This window comes from Rufibacter psychrotolerans, assembly GCF_016924645.1.
Classification (GTDB): domain Bacteria; phylum Bacteroidota; class Bacteroidia; order Cytophagales; family Hymenobacteraceae; genus Nibribacter; species Nibribacter psychrotolerans.
Map to the genome: position 1 here is coordinate 217,982 of NZ_JAFFJV010000003.1, position 17,819 is coordinate 235,800.

General features: G+C 55.1%; 19 protein-coding genes. 4 read left to right on the forward strand and 15 right to left on the reverse strand.

Annotation, left to right across the window (positions count from 1 at the left end; all coding sequences use genetic code 11):
* Positions 1-31: 31 nt before the first annotated feature.
* The 8 genes from porG to JT718_RS03785 all read right to left on the reverse strand — a co-directional run bounded on the left by porG (position 32) and on the right by JT718_RS03785 (position 6,082).
* Positions 32-811, reverse strand: a complete 780-nt coding sequence (gene porG, locus JT718_RS03750; RefSeq protein WP_205500532.1) for a type IX secretion system protein PorG — start codon at positions 809-811, stop codon at positions 32-34.
* Between the two features lie 27 nt (positions 812-838).
* Positions 839-1,849 (reverse strand): DUF6089 family protein, encoded by a 1,011-nt coding sequence (locus JT718_RS03755; RefSeq protein WP_317195468.1) that lies wholly within the window; start codon positions 1,847-1,849, stop codon positions 839-841.
* A gap of 80 nt (positions 1,850-1,929) precedes the next feature.
* Positions 1,930-2,808, reverse strand: coding sequence for an NAD kinase (locus tag JT718_RS03760; RefSeq protein WP_205500534.1), 879 nt, complete (start codon positions 2,806-2,808; stop codon positions 1,930-1,932).
* 72 nt (positions 2,809-2,880) lie between these two features.
* On the reverse strand, positions 2,881-3,546 hold the full coding sequence (locus JT718_RS03765) for a CBS domain-containing protein (protein ID WP_205500535.1): 666 nt from the start codon (positions 3,544-3,546) through the stop codon (positions 2,881-2,883).
* The gene (locus JT718_RS03770; protein ID WP_205500536.1) at positions 3,543-4,307 is read right to left on the reverse strand and encodes an alpha/beta fold hydrolase; all 765 of its coding nucleotides are present in this window, start codon (positions 4,305-4,307) and stop codon (positions 3,543-3,545) included. The genes JT718_RS03765 and JT718_RS03770 overlap by 4 nt, the downstream gene beginning before the upstream one ends.
* Before the next feature lie 36 nt (positions 4,308-4,343).
* On the reverse strand, positions 4,344-4,919 hold the full coding sequence (locus JT718_RS03775; RefSeq protein ID WP_205500668.1) for an anthranilate synthase component II: 576 nt from the start codon (positions 4,917-4,919) through the stop codon (positions 4,344-4,346).
* Positions 4,920-5,098: 179 nt separating this feature from the next.
* Entirely contained in the window at positions 5,099-5,608 is a 510-nt protein-coding gene (locus tag JT718_RS03780) for a CvpA family protein (RefSeq protein WP_205500537.1), read from the reverse strand.
* Positions 5,609-5,620: 12 nt separating this feature from the next.
* Complete coding sequence (locus JT718_RS03785; protein ID WP_205500538.1) at positions 5,621-6,082, reverse strand: GatB/YqeY domain-containing protein; 462 nt, start codon at positions 6,080-6,082, stop codon at positions 5,621-5,623.
* A gap of 117 nt (positions 6,083-6,199) precedes the next feature.
* Here JT718_RS03785 and JT718_RS03790 point away from each other — a divergent pair, with 117 nt between their 5' ends.
* The 4 genes from JT718_RS03790 (at position 6,200) to JT718_RS03805 (ending at position 9,237) form a co-directional block, all read left to right on the forward strand.
* Positions 6,200-6,916: a pyridoxine 5'-phosphate synthase gene (locus tag JT718_RS03790; RefSeq protein WP_205500539.1), complete on the forward strand. Its 717-nt coding sequence runs from the start codon at positions 6,200-6,202 to the stop codon at positions 6,914-6,916.
* Positions 6,917-6,976: 60 nt separating this feature from the next.
* Entirely contained in the window at positions 6,977-7,555 is a 579-nt protein-coding gene (locus JT718_RS03795) for a PH domain-containing protein (protein ID WP_205500540.1), read from the forward strand.
* 39 nt (positions 7,556-7,594) lie between these two features.
* Positions 7,595-8,362, forward strand: coding sequence for an alpha/beta fold hydrolase (locus tag JT718_RS03800; RefSeq protein WP_205500541.1), 768 nt, complete (start codon positions 7,595-7,597; stop codon positions 8,360-8,362).
* A gap of 155 nt (positions 8,363-8,517) precedes the next feature.
* On the forward strand, positions 8,518-9,237 hold the full coding sequence (locus JT718_RS03805) for an SAM-dependent methyltransferase (protein ID WP_205500542.1): 720 nt from the start codon (positions 8,518-8,520) through the stop codon (positions 9,235-9,237).
* A gap of 449 nt (positions 9,238-9,686) precedes the next feature.
* On the opposite strand, the gene JT718_RS03810 is transcribed toward JT718_RS03805, so the two are convergent.
* From JT718_RS03810 to JT718_RS03840, 7 genes are all read right to left on the reverse strand, one after another.
* A complete protein-coding gene (locus tag JT718_RS03810) occupies positions 9,687-11,078 on the reverse strand; it encodes a murein hydrolase activator EnvC family protein (protein ID WP_205500543.1) in 1,392 nt (463 codons plus the stop codon).
* The gene (gene lolB1, locus JT718_RS03815) at positions 11,065-11,826 is read right to left on the reverse strand and encodes a lipoprotein insertase outer membrane protein LolB1 (protein WP_205500544.1); all 762 of its coding nucleotides are present in this window, start codon (positions 11,824-11,826) and stop codon (positions 11,065-11,067) included. Before lolB1 ends, JT718_RS03810 begins: the two co-directional genes overlap by 14 nt.
* On the reverse strand, positions 11,819-13,576 hold the full coding sequence (locus JT718_RS03820; RefSeq protein ID WP_205500545.1) for a tetratricopeptide repeat protein: 1,758 nt from the start codon (positions 13,574-13,576) through the stop codon (positions 11,819-11,821). Before JT718_RS03820 ends, lolB1 begins: the two co-directional genes overlap by 8 nt.
* A 17-nt stretch (positions 13,577-13,593) precedes the next feature.
* Positions 13,594-14,601 (reverse strand): sugar phosphate nucleotidyltransferase, encoded by a 1,008-nt coding sequence (locus JT718_RS03825; RefSeq protein WP_205500546.1) that lies wholly within the window; start codon positions 14,599-14,601, stop codon positions 13,594-13,596.
* 122 nt (positions 14,602-14,723) lie between these two features.
* The gene (gene dut, locus JT718_RS03830) at positions 14,724-15,170 is read right to left on the reverse strand and encodes a dUTP diphosphatase (protein ID WP_205500547.1); all 447 of its coding nucleotides are present in this window, start codon (positions 15,168-15,170) and stop codon (positions 14,724-14,726) included.
* Between the two features lie 19 nt (positions 15,171-15,189).
* Complete coding sequence (locus JT718_RS03835) at positions 15,190-16,689, reverse strand: lipopolysaccharide biosynthesis protein (RefSeq protein ID WP_205500548.1); 1,500 nt, start codon at positions 16,687-16,689, stop codon at positions 15,190-15,192.
* A gap of 155 nt (positions 16,690-16,844) precedes the next feature.
* Positions 16,845-17,627: an enoyl-CoA hydratase/isomerase family protein gene (locus JT718_RS03840; protein ID WP_205500549.1), complete on the reverse strand. Its 783-nt coding sequence runs from the start codon at positions 17,625-17,627 to the stop codon at positions 16,845-16,847.
* Positions 17,628-17,819 lie beyond the last annotated feature (192 nt).

Below are 17,819 nucleotides of genomic sequence, written 5' to 3' on the forward strand. Positions count from 1 at the left end.
TAGGACTTTTCACTTACTGTTCTTGAGCCGGCTATTTTCTGGAAGGTTTTATGGGGCAGTTGATCTTGTAGAAAGTGTAGGAAATGCTCACCCCATTGTAGAAGTATAAGTCCCGGTCATACTTGTTCATCACTTGCTCATTCTGAGAACTAAGGTTATCAAACTCATCGGTGAGCAGCACCCGCACGCCGGCTTCAAAGCCCAGGTTCCAGTGCTCAGACAAGGCATACTTCACCCCTGCCCCTACCGGCACCGCCAGCGTGACGGCAGTTCTGTAGGCCTCGTTCTTGCCGCTCCCGGCCGGATAGATGATTTCTGGATTCACGGCGGTAGTTTTGTTGTTATAGAGTACCCCCGCCACGTTTACGGTGAAGTAAGGCGTCCATCTCACCTCGCGCCTGAAATCATAATAGTCCAGGAAGTTGTAATCAATACCACCGCTGAGTTCCAGAACACTGCTGGTGACGGCAGCCTTTCTATAGATAGCCAAAGGCAGATCTTTGGCGAAGGAAGAGGTTTTCTCTTGGGCATCTTCTGCCTTGATGCGCCCTACCAGCAAGCCCACCCGCCATGCCAGTGCATTGGAAATATCTTTCTTGAAGAACAGATTAAGTGCCGGCCTGTTGCTCTGGAGCCGGTAACGGGGGGCTACTTCTCCTTTGTAGACAATGCCTCCAATGCCAATGCCTAGCTCACTGGTAGACCTTGGTTGCCCCGTTTGTTGCTGAGCAGTAGCAGATAACGAAAAAAAAACACTCCCTATTTGTACTAATGTGCAAATAAGGAGTGTGCGTACTTTCTGTAAGATCATGTACTCAAAGTAAAAGGTGTTTCCGGATTAACGGAATTTCGGCCCTCTTCTTGTTGGCGCAAGGATATAATTTAGAGAAAAACCGGTAGAGATAAACCAGTCATCATCTGAAGTATCACCTCTTTGGTCACCTCTGGTGCCGTAACCTGCAATATTTCTGTACTGACCTACAGGCGTATTTTGGGTCATGATGGGGTAATTGCCAGCTCTTGCATTGTCAGCACTTCTATCTGAAAGAATTCGGGCAGCTTCGCTTGGCAGGTCCCCTTTATCTGCGTAGGTCGTGCTCACGTCATCCAGGTAGTCGGTGAAGGTTTTGCGCCAAGTGATTTCAAAGGCTACGTCCCAGGTTCTGGCAAGCTTGTACTTCACGCCCAGCCCGAAAGGAATGGCAAACTGCACTCTTTTGTATGGCTCTGGGTAGCCTTGGTTATTAGAGGCATACTGTCCCTCGGTGCCCAGGGGCTGTAATTCATACCATCCAGCGGCCAGCCTAGGGTCTCTGCCGTCATAGTACGCTTTAGGGTTGTGGTGGAACACGGCCACCCCAGCGAAGGCATACGGCGTGAAATCTGGACGGCGCAGGTAGGTTCTGCGGTTTTCAAACAGGTCCACAATTCCTAACAGGCTCAGCTCTTTGATGTCATTTCTGAAGCTCAGGTTACGCTTGTATCTTGGTTCGTTCTCAGGCTCAGAGAAATCGGCGCTTTTGCTGTCATCTCCCGTGATTCTTCCCCAGGACAGGGCTGCTCTACCATACACTCTGGGCGTAAACTTGCGGGTAAAGTGAACAGAGATGCTGGGACGGGTAGAACCAAGGCGTAAGCTTGTGAAATCTGACTCAGGGGTAACATCACCAAAATAGTTCATGGCGTTTAGGCTAACCCCTACGGAGTTATAAAGACTTCTTCTGGTAAACCGCTGCGCCTCTGCCTCCGGCAAGGCAATCAAAAAGAGAGTAAGCAAAAGAAAAGAAGTAGAGAAGAATTTTTTCATGCCATCAACTATTACTGAATTACGAATCATTTCAAGACGCATTTGTCCTACTGCGGACAAAATTATACCTTTTTTTTATACCACAACCAGGTATATAGGATTTTTTAATATTTTGATTTTACTTATCCATTCCTTTGGTCAAGTCCCCAATGCATTTTTGTCCTAAGCGTCGTCAGGAAGTTCACCTGGTTTAGCTTTATCAATCTTGCGTTAAAGTCCTCCCGCCTAACGGCCAGCTGGATGGTGGCATCCACCGGCCTAGACCTGGAATCCAATGACACAAGGTACCTGGTGCTTCGCCCTTCAATCTCAAATGAAATTACACTTTTATCTGAAACCACCAGGGGGCGCACGTTCAAATTATGTGGGCATACGGGAGAGATCACAAAATTGTTTGTCTGGGGCATCATCACCGGACCGCCGCACGACAGCGAATAACCCGTGGACCCAGTAGGGGTAGCCACTATCAAACCGTCTGCCCAATAGGAGTTTAGGTACTCCCCGTCAATGTAGGTGTGCACCGCAATCATGGAAGAAGTATCGCGCTTTAAAATTGAAAATTCATTCAATCCAAAGTTGATTCCCTCAAATACTTCCTGGTCACTGTCCAGGTGAATGAGGGACCTATCCTCCAGGGTGAAGTGCCCTTTCAGCAGCGAATCCACGGCAAACTCCAGCTGCGCATACGGAACGGAGGCCAGAAATCCCAGACGCCCCATGTTAATGCCCATAATAGGAATCTGCAAAGGCCCCACGTACGTCACCGCATCCAGCAGGGTGCCGTCTCCGCCCAGACTCAGCATGTAAGAAACCTCCTTCAGGTTGGTCTCCCGGTTGAAGACCTCTGTTTGGGCCGGAATTGGCATAACCGGCGCCATAGACTCCACAAAATGCTCTGCCACGGTCACGGTGATCCCTTCCCGGTGCAACAGATCAAATAGACGGCGCACAAAAGGAATCACTTCCTCCTTCACAGGTTTGCCGACTATTGCTATTTTCATGGTAGAATTGGCTCAAGTACAGCTACTACGCTCCTGCCGAAGCACGTGCGTACAGCCAGTAAATATATAGATTTAAATATTTAAATACCGCAAAAGCATGTCCAATCTGTCCTGGTCTTCAGGCGCCGTAGAGGTATCCTGGAACTGGGCAGTAATTTTGTAGCCAAACCGCTCCAGGGTGGCCACAATGCGGGTGAGGTCCATGGTGTTGATCTTTAAGGTGAGCTTCATCTTAAAGATGTCGGTCTCATCTGGCGAGACGTAGGCGCTCAGGATCTTGGCGTTGTTAGACTCCACCAGCCGGCTGATCTCACTCAGGGAGTAATCACGCTCGGCCATGCAGAGCACCAGAATGCCGCCTTGCCCCTGCAGGGCAGACATTTGCCCGAAGGCGGCTATGGTATCATTCACGGTGATCACGCCCAGGTATTCCTGCAAGTCATCCAGCACGGGCACCACCTGCACCTTGTTCTTGATGGCCAGTTCCATCACGTTGTAGAAGTGCTGGTTCTGCTGCACGTGCACGTGCTCAAAGTCAAAGGGAATATTTTCCAGCACCAGATCAGGGTTCTTGGCCTCCAGGACATTCTCCTCGGTCACCAGCCCCAGGTACTTCCTGTTCTTAACCACAGGCAGCTGGTTCAACCTAAACTCATCCATCCACCGTACGGCTTTCTCGCCGGTGTCGGTGAGTTTGAGGGGCGGCACCATCTGGTTTATCAGTTCTTCAGCTATCATACAGAAGCGGTCTTTATCAGAAATCTCTCTAAGATACTGTTAAAGGCGTCCGGATGTTCCATCATGGGGGCATGACAGCAATGATCAATAAAATGCAGTTCTGAATTCTGGATTAATCGGTTGAACTCATGCGCCACCATAGGCGGCGTAATGGTGTCGTTGAGGCCCCAGATGAGCAAGGTAGGCGCAGTGATCTTGCCCAGGTCTTTGCCCAGGTTGTTGCGTTGGGCAGACTTGGCAATGGAGATGATGCGGAGCACCTTGGGGTTGCTGTTGGTAATGTCAAACACCTCGTCTACCAGCTCCTGGGTAGCCACCGCCGGGTCATAGAAGGTGTAGGCCACCCGCTCTTTCACAAACTCATAGTTGCCGCGCTTAGGGAAGGAGCCGCCCATGGAGTCTTCAAACAGGCCAGAGCTGCCCGTCAGTACCAGGCGCTTCACGTGCTCGGGCCGCTTCAAGGCGAACTCCAGGGCCACGTGCCCGCCCAGTGAGTTACCCAGCAACGTAAGGTTGGTGAGGTTTTTATGGGCGATGAATTCTTCCACAAACTCCACCAAGCCCGGCACGCTGGCCTGGGGCAGAGGCATCTCGTACAGGGGCATCAGGGGAATAACCACCCGGTAATTCTTCTGGAAATAAGAAACCACACCTTGCCAGTTACTAAGCGCGCCAAACAGACCGTGCAGGAGCAAAAGCACTTCGCCCTTGCCTTCATCAATGTATTCGAACCCGCTTTCCTTCTTGATTTCCAAGTTCATGTGAGAAAAATCGCTTGTATTGATAGTAAGTAGAAACTAGTATAAGGATGTAATATTAGCAATATTCACCCAATTTCTGAGCATTTGCAGGCCATGTTGCGTCAGGGCAGCCTCTGGGTGAAACTGCAGCGCGTACAGGGGCAGGTGCGCGTGCCGGAACGCCATCAGCTCGCCCTCCTGGGTCTGGGCCAGGGGCACCAGGTCCTGGGGGGCACCCTGCACCACCAGCGAATGGTAGCGCACCACCGGAATCTTGGCGGGCAGCCCGGCAAAGAGCGGGTCTGGCTGACAGTAAATCTCAGAGATCTTGCCGTGCATCGGCCGGAGGCCTTTCACCACCACCGCCCCGAAGAACTGCCCCAGCGCCTGGTGCCCCAGGCAGATGCCCAGCATGGGCAAGCGGTCATGGTAATGCTGGATGACGGCGGGCATGACGCCGGCGTTTTCGGGGGTGCCCGGCCCCGGCGAAAGCACAATGCCCTCCAGCGGAAGGGCTTGTAGCTCTTGCAGGGTCACGTCATTCCTGCGCACCTCCACCTCTACCCCCAACTGCCTGAAATAATCATAGAGGTTGTAGGTAAACGAATCAAAATTATCTAACAGCAACAGCACAGAACAGGAACGCAAAGAAAGCGAAAAGGATATCCCTGTTTTTAGGCCTTTTCTGAGAAAACAGCCCTAAATCATGGGACAGAGAAGCCCAAGATAGGGCAAAAAACCAAAGGTCTGTTTTAGGCCGGTTTTGGGAGAAACCGGCCTAAAACAGCCTTGGACTAAGCTTTAAGAATACCTTACACGAAAGACTCCAGGGCCTCGCGGCCGAAGGGCACAATCCACTGCACAAACGCCCAGGCGCCGGGCGCGGCCTCCAGGTAGTACGGGTACACCTCAGACGCTTTCACGCTCTGGAAGGCAACGTCTAGCCCGGTGGCGTTGGCAAAGTACACCAGCAGGCAAATGGCGAACGCCCACTTGGCCGCCCCAATACCGGACCCAATCAGGTTGTCCATCATCCCGAACGGGGTAAGGTGCACACCTTTCTTCACCACCATGCCAATGGCCCGCACGGCAAAGCCGATGCCGATGAACACCAGCAGAAACGGCAAAAAGGGCAGAAAGCCGGCGCTGTCGCCCAGCCATTGGTGCACCGGCGGCGTCACCAGGCCCACCAGCTTCATCCCGAAAACCGATAAGATCACCAGGATCGCCAGCGAAGCGATCTCCAGGATCAATCCTTTGAAAAAACCCCGGAAGGCTCCGTAGGCCACCGGCAAAAGCAGAAAGAGGTCAAACGTGCTCACCCGTAGACAGTGTTAGGCGTTGGTGTTGTTTAACAGCGCGTTCACGGCGTTGGAAATGGCTTTGCCGTCGGCCTGGCCGGCCAATTCGCGGGAGGCCACGCCCATCACTTTGCCCATGTCTGAGGGTCCCAGGGCCCCCACGCGCTGGATGATCTCCAGCAGGCGCTCGCGCAGTTCGCCTTCGTCCAGTTGCTTGGGCAGGAACTCCTCAATCACGGCCAGTTCGGCCAGTTCAATCTCCTCCAGATCGGGGCGGGCCTGGGAGCGGTACACCTCCGCCGACTCGCGGCGCTGCTTGGCGGCCTTGGTCAGCAGTTTCAGCTCAGTGTCTGGGGTAAGGGCCTGCACGCCGCCTTTCTCGGTCTCGGCCAGCAGAATCTGTGATTTAATGCCGCGCAGGGCTTGCAGGCGGGTTTTATCTTTGGCCAGCATGGCTTGCTTAATGCCAGCCTCCACTTTTTCTTTTAAACTCATAGTTTTATCAAGGGTAAAGGTGCCGGGGCACCGGGGTCATAAATCAGTAGGCACGTGACGTCAAGTTTCTTTTATCTTTGCCCCATTCATCTGGAAAAACGCTAACGTAAGCATAACATGACGAAACTGAGCGTAAATATAAATAAAATAGCCACGCTACGGAACGCCCGCGGCGGCAACCGCCCAAATGTAGTACAGGCCGCCCTGGACTGCGAGCGCTTCGGGGCGCAGGGCATCACCGTGCACCCTCGGCCCGACGAGCGGCACATCCGGTTTCAGGACGTTTACGACCTCAAGGCCGTGGTCACCACCGAGTTCAACATTGAGGGCAACCCCACGCCAGACTTCATCAAACTGGTTCTGGCCGTGAAGCCCGAGCAGGTGACCCTGGTGCCCGACGCGCCGGACGCCATCACCTCCAACGCCGGCTGGGACACCCTCCAACACAAAGATTTTCTGGTAGACGTGATTGCCCAGTTCAAAGCCGAAGGCATCCGCACCTCCATCTTCGTGGACCCGATCAACGCGCAGGTGGAAGGCGCCGCCCTCACCGGCACCGACCGCATTGAGCTCTACACCGAGGCCTACGCGCACCAGTACCACGCCAATCGCGAAGCGGCCGTGAAACCCTACGCCGAGGCCGCCCGCGTAGCGAAAGAATGCGGCTTGGGCTTGAACGCCGGCCATGACCTGGACCTGGACAACCTCCGCTACCTGAAAGAGCAACTGCCTAACCTGGCCGAGGTTTCCATTGGCCACGCGCTCATCTGTGATGCCCTGTACTACGGCCTGGAGAACACCATTCAGCTGTACCTGCGCCAACTTAACTTCTGATGGGGCATCCTTTGTTTCTGGCCCTTTTCAGGAAAAACGGCTCCAAAACACCGCGCTGCCATGCTGGGCCTGCTGCTTAAAATAACGGCCCTGGTCATTGCGGCCCAGTTTGGGGTGCGGTTCCTGGCGTGGCTGTTCCGGCGGCAGCAGCGGGTGTTCTACCTTTCGCCCATGCGGCAGTTTAAGATGGTGTTCTGGTCTTTGCTGAGCTTTTGGCTGGGTGGCTCCATGCTGGGCCTGCTGCTGCGCAACCAAACCGACACGCCCCTGGAGAAAGGCATTGCCATTGCGCTGGGCTCGGTGCTGTTCCTGTTCGCGCTGCCTACCCTGCTGGTGCACGTGCAGTACTGGCGGCACGAGCGGGAGAACGCGCTGGAGCTGGAGAAAGAAACCAATGCCGCCTTGCTCCTGCAGCCCAGCGGCCGGTACCTGCTGGACCAGCGTTCCGTTAGGGAGATGGTGGAGACCCAAACACCTTCCCGGCGTTTTTTCTGGAGCTCTTACCGCTACCTGACGCTTACGCTCACAGACGGCCGGCAGGTGAAGATCACGTCTTTGCTCCTGGACCTGGACCAACTGAAAGCCCTTTGGCCGCGCGTGCCGTACCAAACCAGAACGAAATGGGTCTGTTTTCTGTAAAACAGACCTAAAACAACCCTCGCCTTCAACGCTCCAACTATGGAATTAAACTATAAAGTACTTGGCCAAGGCCACCCTTTGCTCATCTTACACGGCCTCTTCGGCACGCTGGACAACTGGCAGACCCTGGGCCGCGAGTTCTCCAAAACCTACCAGGTGTACCTCATTGACCTGCGCAACCACGGCCGCTCGCCGCACTCAGAGGAGTTCAGCTACCAGCTCATGACCGATGACCTGCTGGAGTTTGTAGAGCAGCACCAGTTACAGGACATCTACCTCATTGGGCATTCCATGGGCGGCAAGGTGGCCATGAACTTCGCGCTGCAGCACCCAGAGAAGATCGCCAAACTGCTGGTGGCCGACATTGCCCCCAAAGCCTACCCACCGCACCACGACGACATTATTGCCGGCTTCCGGTCCATTGACCTCAACGCCATCCAGAGCCGCCAGGAGGCCGATGACCAGCTCGCCCAAAAGGTGGAAGACATGGGCACCCGCCAGTTCCTGCTCAAGAATCTGTACCGCCAGGAAGACAACAGCTTTGCCTGGCGCCTGCACCTTGACGCCATTGAGCGCAACCTGCCCTACATCCTGGGCAACATTGCGTCTGACACGCCTTTCACCAAACCCACCCTGTTTCTGCGGGGCGCCAATTCGCGCTACATCAAACCAGAGCAGGACTTGCCGCAGATTCAGGCCCTGTTCCCCAATGCCCGGGTAGAAACCATTGAGAATGCCGGCCACTGGCTGCACGCCGAACAGCCGCAGCAGTTCTACCGCCTGACCATGGAATTTCTGCGGGGTTAAAGACTCATATTCACGTCAAGGCAGCTTGGCTTAAAACGATTATAGCGCCTGAACGAAGACCTTTACCGTTCGCCCACCAGATCCTGTCAGGATGACGAAGAGCGAAAAGCGGCCCACCTGTTTTGAGCCGCTTTTAGACAAACTACCGAAAAAACATGAGCACTCCCGCCAAAGGCACCCTTTTCCTGATTCCCACGGTCCTGGCCGAAGACACTGCCCAGGCGGTCATCTGCCGGCAGGTGGCCGAGGTCACCGCGCAGCTCAGGTATTTTCTGGTGGAGAATGCCCGCACCGCCCGCCGGTACATCAAATCCATTGCGCCCACCCAGACCATAGAGGAACTGCAGATCACGGTGATTGACAAGAACTCTTCTGATGCGGAACTGACGGCGGCCCTGAAGCCGCTGCTCGCCGGGCAAGACGCCGGCGTGATCTCAGAGGCTGGCTGTCCCGGCGTGGCCGATCCGGGGGCAGAGCTGGCCCGCTTGGCGCACCAGCACGGGGTAAAAGTAGTGCCCCTGGTGGGGCCCTCGGCAATTTTGATGGGCCTGATGGCCTCGGGCTTCAACGGGCAGTCGTTTGCGTTCCACGGGTACCTGCCCATTGAGAAGCGCGACCGCATTCAGGCCCTGAAAGCGTTAGAGAAGGAAATGGCACAGAAAGACCAGACGCAGATCTTCATGGAGACGCCCTACCGCAACCGGCAAATGGTGGAGGATCTGCTGGAACACCTCAGCAAAGACACCAAACTCTGCATCGCGGCCAGCATCACGGGCCCCAACGAGTTCATCAAAACCCGGCGCATCGCCGATTGGAAAGGCAACGTGCCCGACCTGCACAAGCAACCCGCGGTATTCCTGATCTATAAACGCTAAACCTTCCGCAGTTTTCGGGCTGTTTCTCTAAAAAGAAGCTAAGAACAGAGTTGTCTGACCCAGCAGTTAAGACAGGATAGGAAAAAGAATTGAAAAACAGATTGGCACTTGCGCTTTGGGGCTGATTCTCTGAAAACAGCCCCAAAGCGCAAGTTTATTTAGGGAATATCTTCAAAGCAGCAACTCCGCCGTTGGAGTCCGTTCCGCCGTGATTGGTGCTCTCACTTCCCCGCAATCACACAATCCATCGCCTGCTCCACGAAACCCTCCACCGTTCACTAGGTCCGTGAACTCCGCCGTTGTTGGTGTTCTCACCAACAACCGCTACTTCGCTGGCAACCTCGCGAGACTTGAGGCAAATCACAGGACATTGCCATTACAAATGAAATCGCCCTAATCAAGGGTATTTCACGCCCACTTTCCAGAAATCTGGCCCGAAACACCTTTTCTTATTTAGGCATGAGCCAGCCTTGCGGGTTCAGGTTGGTCTGGTTCTTCCAGATCTGGAACTGCAGTTCAGAGGTGCCCTCGGCATCGGTGTAAACGGTGCCTATGGTTTGCTTGGTGCTGATTTCCTGGCCTTCGGTCACGCTCACGGAGCGCAGCTTGGCGTACACCGTGAAGTATTCCCCGTGCTGCACCATCACAATGTTGTTCATACCCGGAATGGTGTGCACCGCCAGGACCTTACCACCGAAGATGGCGCGCACCTGCTCGTTGGCTCCGGTCTGGATGTCAATGCCGCGGTTCTCCACCACCACGCCCTTCAACACCGGGTGAGCCTGCCGCCCGAACCGCTGCGAGATAAACCCGCGCTCTACCGGCCAGGCAAAACGGCCTTTGTTACCGGCGAAGTTAGACGACAGCAAGGCGGCCTCGGGCGTGAGGGTCACGCGGTCGGTGCGGGAGACGGTGGTTTTGGCGGTACTTCCCGCATTGCCCGAAGCGGCGGGTTTTGGCGCTGGTTTACCGGCCTTGGCGGCAGCGGCGGCGGCTTCCCGGGCGGCTTTGGCCCTGGCAGCAGCTTCGGCGGCCCGAGCGGCGCGGGCAATCTCTTCCCGCACAATGGCCGCAATCAACTTATCTAACTGCCGCACGGCTTTCTGGCGCTGCTCTACCTCCTGCTTCAATGACTGCTCCTGCAAACTCAGCTGCTGAATCACCTGGTCTTGCTGGTCATGCATGGAGAGCAGGTTCTGGTTCTCTTTGAGCTGCACGTTCAGGAGACTCTTTTTCTGTTGCTTCTGCGACGAAAGCGTGTTCAGCTGGCCGTTCAGCTTTTGCTGCAGTGCCTCAATGGCGGCGGCTTGCTGCTTCCGGGCCTCGGTGTACTGCCGCAGGTACCGCATGCGGCGCATCATCTGGTTGAAGGAATCTGAGGCGAACAGGAACATGAGCTTGTTGTAGCTATTCGCGGTTTTGGAGGCGGCGTAGATGAGGCGGGAGTATTCTTTCTTGAGCTTCTGCAGATCGGTCTGCGCGTCGGCCACTTTTTCCTCCGTGGTACGCAAGTCGCGGTTCAGGTATTGTATCTCAGAGGAAATGTTGTTGATGACGCCTTTCTGCACCGTGATCTTTTCTTTGATCACGTTCAGTTGCCCCAGGGAGGCCTGCTTTTTCTGGGCAGTCTGCTGCAGGATGCGGTTGGCCTCCTGAATGCGCTTCAGGTTGGCGTTTTTCTCGCGCTCCAGCTGCGCTTTGCTCTTAACCGGCGCTTTTTTCCGGGCCGATGCCTTGGATGTGGTACGCGTGGTTTTCTTCTGCTGTGCCTCCGCAGTGCTTAAACCAATGAAGAAAAAGAATAAAAAAAGATAAAGTAGCCCCGCCCTATTTACGTTCATAGTTCGAAGGTACAGAAAAAGGAAAATCCAGGGAAGTTTCAGACGTGGAAACCTGTCTGTGCTTCACCGCCACCACGTTGGTCTTGGCGGCATTCCCCTCGGGTTGCTGGATGGAGAGCAGCAGCGCCATGGCAAAGGGGCGGCCGTTCACGTCCTCAAACTCCTGGTAATCTACGCTCATGTAGTCTTTGGTTTGCAGATTGCGCACCTCGGCCCGCTTGAGTTTATAGCGGGTGGTGTCTACATACTGGTCAATCTGCAGGTTGGAGCGCAGGGTACGCAGGTGCTGCATGGGTCCGTCCTGCTCCAGTTTCTCCCGTTTGGGGTCGCCGGGCACAAAATTCCCGATGATGATCTCCTGCAGGGTTTTAAAGTCCACGTCAACGTTGTAGCGCTGGCGCAGCATGTCATAAGAGCCCACCAGGTACTCGTCTTTGAGGCGGTTCACCACGTACACCGAGTCTGGGGTCACTTTGAGGCGGGCGGCCTCAAAGCCCAGGGCCTGCACCGAGGCCCAGATGACCTCGTCTTTCTTCATGCGCAGGGTAAGGTTGGCGCTGAGCTTGCTGTTCTCGCTCTGCACTTTCCCCTTGGCCGTGAAGTAGGTGTAATCTGTATTGAGCACGCTTACCTTGTTGAGGGTTTCCGGCGCCACCGGCCCAGAGGCGCCCGGGGTAGCCTTTTTTTGACATCCGGTAAGTACCAGTAAGCTTAACCCCAACGCGTAGATAATCTTGATGCTATTCATACAGTCTCTTGTCTTTGATCTTTTTGCTGATGGCCTCAGACGCGCCGCCCACCTGGTTGGCCCGCACCCACTGTTTCAACGCTAGTTCCCGCTGGCCCAGTTGGTAAAGCACATCGCCGTAGTGTTCAATAATGGTGGCGTCTGAAGAAGCAGCTACGGCTTTTTCCAGCAGGCGTTTCGCCTCGGGGTACTCTTTGAGCTTGTACAGCACCCAGGCATACGTATCCAGGTAGGTGGGATTATCGGGGTGCTGGGCCACCAGCGTACCGGCCATGGCTTTTGCCTTCTGCAGGTTATGCCCCCTTAAAGACAGGAAATAGCTGTAATTGTTGAGTGCGTGCGGATTGTTTGGGTCTAGCGCCAGAACGGCCTCGTACGCCTGGTCAGACAGGGCAAACTGCTCCAGGGAGTGGTAAGCGTCGCCCAGCTGCAGGTTGAACTGCAGCTGCAGTTCCAGGTTGTTTCCCGCCAGCCGCCGGCCGTATTCCAGCGCTTTGGTGGCTTTGGGGTAGTTCTTGTTGATGAGATGGGCCGTTCCGTTGTAAAACCAGAACATAGGCTGATTGGGGAAAAACTCCAGGGCCCGCTCTGAATGCGCAATCAGGGAGTCGTTCTGGTTCATCTCTCCGTCCAGCAGCACAATCTGCTGCCAGATTTTAAAGTGGTTGGGGTCCAGGGCCACCGCCTTGAGGTAACTATCGCGGGCCGGAAGCTTACGGTCTGCGTTCACGTAAATGTCGCCGGCCACGGCAAAGGCCTTGGCTTCGCGCGGGTGGGCCCGGGTGGTAAGTTCGGCTAGTTTAATGGCCTGGGCCGCTACTTTCTCGTTGGGCAACCGCCGGATGTAGTCTACCAAAATCTTTACCTTGGAGTCAATGTCCAGCACGGGGTTCCCGAAGGCAAGCTCCAGCTGGGCATCGGCCTCAGCGGTTTTGCCTTGCTGTTGCAGCAGGTCGGCGAGCATTAGGCGGCCATAGGCGTTATCGGGGGCTACCCGCAGGGCCTTCTCGGCCATTTTGGTGGCGTCGGCGATGCGCTTGTTGGCGGCCAGAATCTCGGCTTGGGCCAATAGGTAGCGGGCTTCCTCTGGGTTGGAGGAGATTAGGCTCTCTCCTTCCTTGAGGGCCTGCTCCAGCTTGTTTTGCTTGAGGTAGATCTGCTGTTTCTTGAAGGAAATCTCTTCAATGAGCCCGTATTTCTGTTCAATCTGCTCTAAGGTGCGCAGGGCATCGTCCAGGCGGTTTTTAGACAGGTAAAGGTCCGTGAGGTTGAAGAGGTACTGTTCGGTGTTGGGCAGCTCCTGGGTAAGGCGGGCGTATACCTTAATAGCATCATCGTACTGCTGCTGGTTGGTGTAGATCTGCGCCAGCAGCAGGTGGTAATACGGGTTGGAGGGCTCCAGCTCCAGGGCGGCCTTGGCAAACGGCAGGGCCCCGCGCACACTGCCCAGCAGCAGGCTGGTCTCTGCCAATTTGTAGTTCACCGCCGCGTTGGTGGGGCTTATGGCGTACGCCCGCTGGAAACGGTCCAGCGCTTTGTTGTATTCTTCCAGCATGAAGAACTTCATGCCTTCCAGAAAATAGGACTCACTTAGTTGCTGCTCCTGCGGGCTCAAGGTTAGCGAAGGCGCACCGGTCATTTCAGAAGGGGTGCTCTTCTCTTTCCTGCGCTCAGACTGGGCGAAGCTTTGCTCACTTACTACCACCATCCCGCACAAAGCGGCCACTATCGTGAGTCCTCTTTTCAACATAAAATTACTTTTGCAGTCTAGCCCCGCAGTACGTTATAGTCGCCTACGCTCAGGTCTGAAGGAACGCCTTCGTATACAACGAAGTTCCCTACCATTGAGTTGGAGATGAGGGCGTTATTCACCTTGCTGCTCTCCTGTACAATGCTGTTGCTGATCACTGAACCGGCTACCTGCGTGTTGTTTCCAATGGAAACGTGCGGACCTACCACCGAATTGTTCAGTACTACGTTTTCTCCCAGATAAACAGGCGGAATGATCACAGAGTTCGTTACTTGCGCAGAACTGGCCACTAAACCTTCCTCGTCTTTGATGTACTCCAGGTAGCGCTGGTTGGTGTACACGGTAGAGTCTTTGTTGCCGCAGTCCAGCCACTCAGAGATCTGGCCGGGGATGAACACCGAGCCTTTCGACTTCATGTTCTCCAGGGCGTTGGTGATCTGGTACTCGCCTTTGTCTTTGATGTCATTGTCCAGCAGGTACTGCAGCTCATCGCGCAGGTACTCGCCGTCTTTGAAGTAGTAGATCCCAATGATGGCCAGGTCAGACACAAACTCCTGCGGTTTTTCTACAAACTCAGTGATGTGGCCTTGCTCGTTCAGCTTCACCACGCCAAACGGACGCGGGTCTTCCACTTTCTGTACCCAGATGGTTCCCTCGGCAGAGGTGTCCAGCTTGAAATCGGCTTTGAACAGGGTATCGGCGAACGCCACCACCACGTTGCCCCGCAGGGCTTCTTTGGCGCAAAGGATGGCGTGGGCGGTGCCCAAGGGCTGGTCCTGGTAATGGATAGAGCCCACGGCCCCCACAGACTCAGCAATCTTCAACAGCTTTGCCTCTACTTCCTTCCCGAAGTTACCAATGATGAAGGCTACTTCTTCAATGGGCTCCTGGCACACCTTGGCAATGTCTTCCACCAAACGCTGCACAATTGGTTTCCCGGCAATGGGGACAAGTGGCTTAGGAACAGTAAGGGTGTGCGGACGCATGCGCTTGCCCATGCCAGCCATTGGTACAATAATTCTCATAGTGTCTCTTAAATAGGTTGCTTAAGTAAGGCCTCGTACGGTTTTAAGCCAATTTAGATATGGATGCTTCCCGTTTTAAGCCTATTTTTTCGAAAATAGAGTAAAAACCGAAAATATAAAATTTAAATTTTACCGGTACTTCCGTAACCGCCGGTGCCCCGTTGGGTTTCGGACAGTTCCTCTACCGGCTGCCAGGCCACCCGCTCATACCGGGCCACCACCATCTGGGCAATGCGCTCGCCGTCCTCAATCACGAAATCCGCGTCTGAGAGGTTCACCAGCAGGACCTTGATCTCACCGCGGTAATCGGCGTCAATGGTACCGGGCGTGTTCACAATGGAAATGCCGTGCTTGAAGGCCAGGCCGCTGCGGGGCCTGATCTGGGCTTCGTGGCCCTCGGGCAGTTCTATGCTGAGCCCCGTGGGCACCAGCGTGCGCTGCAGCGGCTTCAGGGTAACCGGCGCCTCCAGGTTGGCGCGCAGGTCTAACCCGGCAGAATGCTCAGTAGCGTAAGCAGGCAAGGGATGCTTGCCCAAATTGATGACTTTGACAGGAAGTGAGGTATTCATAGACAGCTAATATAAGGAATTATCTATTTACACGCCGCAGGGCAGGCTTCTCTATCGCCCATACCACCGCCACAAACACCAGGCAAAGCGCCAGGTGGTACGCCTGCCGCAACCAGAAATGCCCTATCTCCGGCGCGTTCGCCAGCCAGATGAGCCCCGTGGCCAGCAGCAGGTAGCCCAGAATGGCTTTGATAGGGTACGGCACCGGAAAAAACTTCTGCCCCAGCGCGTAACAGACCACCGACATGGCAAAGTAACACAGGAAGGCGGCGATGGCACTGCCCATGTAGCCCATGACCGGAATAAGCAGATAGTTGGCCACCACCGTGACAAGGGCCCCGAAGATGGTGATGTAGGTGCCGTAGTACGTTCTGTCGGTGAGTTTGAACCAGACCGTGAGGTTGTAGTACACGCCGTTGAACAGGTAGGCCAGCAAAAGCACCGGCACAATCTCCAGACCCGTGCGGTAGGCTTCCTGCCCCAGAAAATACTGGAAAAGGTCTAAGTTGGCGCTAATGCCCAGGTACGCCAGGGCACACACAATCACAAACCAGCGCATGACCACGGCAAACGTGGCCGGCGAGTTCTTCTCCTGCGACTGCGAGAAAAAGAACGGCTCCGCCGAGTACCGGAATGCTTGGATCATCAGGCTCATCATGATGGCCAGTTTATAGGTGGCCCCAAACACCCCCAGGGCCTGCTCATTGGTTACGCCCGGGTAAAACCCTTCGGGCAGCCAGTGTTCCAGCATGATCCGGGAGAGCATCTCATTGGTAGCCCCGGCCAGGCCCATGACCAGGATGGGGAACGCGTACACCATCATGGGCCACATCTCCCGCAGCCGTAGCCGGAACCGGAAATCAGCGAACTCGCGCCACAGCATGGGAATGAACAGCAGGTTGGCCACCATGTTCACTAAGAAAATATAACCAACTCCTAGCTCTGGGTCATAGATGGCCGAGATGAAGGGCCGCAGCGCCTCCAGGTACTTGCCCTGGTACACGTGCCGGCAGAACAGCAGGAAAAACAGGTTGCCCCCGATGACCAGGAAAATATTGGTCAGCCGGATGACGGCAAACCGGATGGCCTGGTTCTCCAGCCGCAACCGCGCAAACGGAATGGCCGAGACGGCATCTACCGCCATGGTAATGGCCAGCCAGATAATGTATTCTTCCTTGCCGGCGTATCCCAGCGCCGCCGCAATAGGTGCCGCGTACAGGACAATCCCTAAAGTTAGAAGAAGGCTGGACATCACCAGCAGCGTCTGCACCTTGCGGTACAGTTCCCGCCGGTCTACCCCGGGCTTGTTGGCGAACCTGAAAAAGGCCGTCTCCATGCCAAAGGTGTACACAATGTTCAGGAACGCGACAATGGCGTACAGTTTGGTCACCACCCCGTACTCTTCGCGCGCAAACACACCGGTATACAGGGGCACCAGCAGGTAATTCAAGGCCCGGCCCACAATACTGCTCAGGCCATACGCCGCGGTCTGGCCCAGCAGTTTTTTAGCGATACTCATAATTGGCTAATGGGGTATTCTCAATCAAAGGCTGCTCAGGAAACAACCTGCTATTTACAGCTACTCCCGTTTTAAGCCGGTTTTCTAAAAACCAAGCCCAAAACGGGAGCAGGCAGTGAACGTATGGCAGGGTCTACAGCAGCGTGCTAACTAATTTATTCTCCCTTGAACACGGGTTTGCGCTTCTCCAGGAACGCGGCAGTGCCTTCTTTGAAGTCATCTGACCCGCAGCACCGGCTAAAGGAGTTGGCCTCGGTCTGGTAGCCGTTTTCTTCTTTGTCATACCAGGCGTTCACGCAGTCTACAATCATGCCCACGGCCAGCGGAGCCTTGGCCACAATCTTCTGCATGATCTCCAGGCATTTGTCCAGGAGACCTTCGGGGGTGGTCACGTGGTTCACCAGCCCAAATTCCCGGGCCTCGGTCGCCGAGATCATATCGCCGGTCATCATAAGCTCCATGGCCCGGCCTTTGCCCACCAACTGCGTAAGGCGCTGGGTGCCGCCGTACCCTGGGATTAAGCCCAGGTTCACCTCGGGCTGCCCGAAACGGGCGTTCTCGCTGGCCACCCTGATGTGGCAGGCCATGGCCAGTTCGCATCCGCCGCCCAGGGCGAAGCCGTTTACGGCGGCAATCACGGGTTTGGGGCTTTCTTCAATCATGGAAAAGACATCCTGCCCGCGCTCCGCGAAACGGCGGCCGTTCACCTCGTTCAGCTCGGCTATTTCGGCAATGTCTGCCCCCGCCACAAATGCCTTCTCGCCGCTCCCCGTCAGAATGACTCCCCGCACCTCCGGATCATCGTACACTGCCTGCATGGCGGCATTTAGTTCCTTCACCGTCTCAATGTTAAGGGCGTTCATCTTGCTTGGTCTGTTCACCGTGATAAACAAGATACCGCCTTTGTTCTCCAGCAGAAGGTTGTTGTATTGGGTCATGTTTTCGTTGCTAATCGTCTGTTTCCTTAAAGATAAGAGGCGCAAATATAAAGAAATACCCCTAGAATGCTTCCTCCCTCGGGCGGCACAGAAAAATACTGCCTTCCACCATTTTATGCACCCTACTTTCTTAGGAAAGAGTATTCTTTTTCTCAACTTTACCCCTGCTGGTGAGGAACAGTTCCCCCGGGT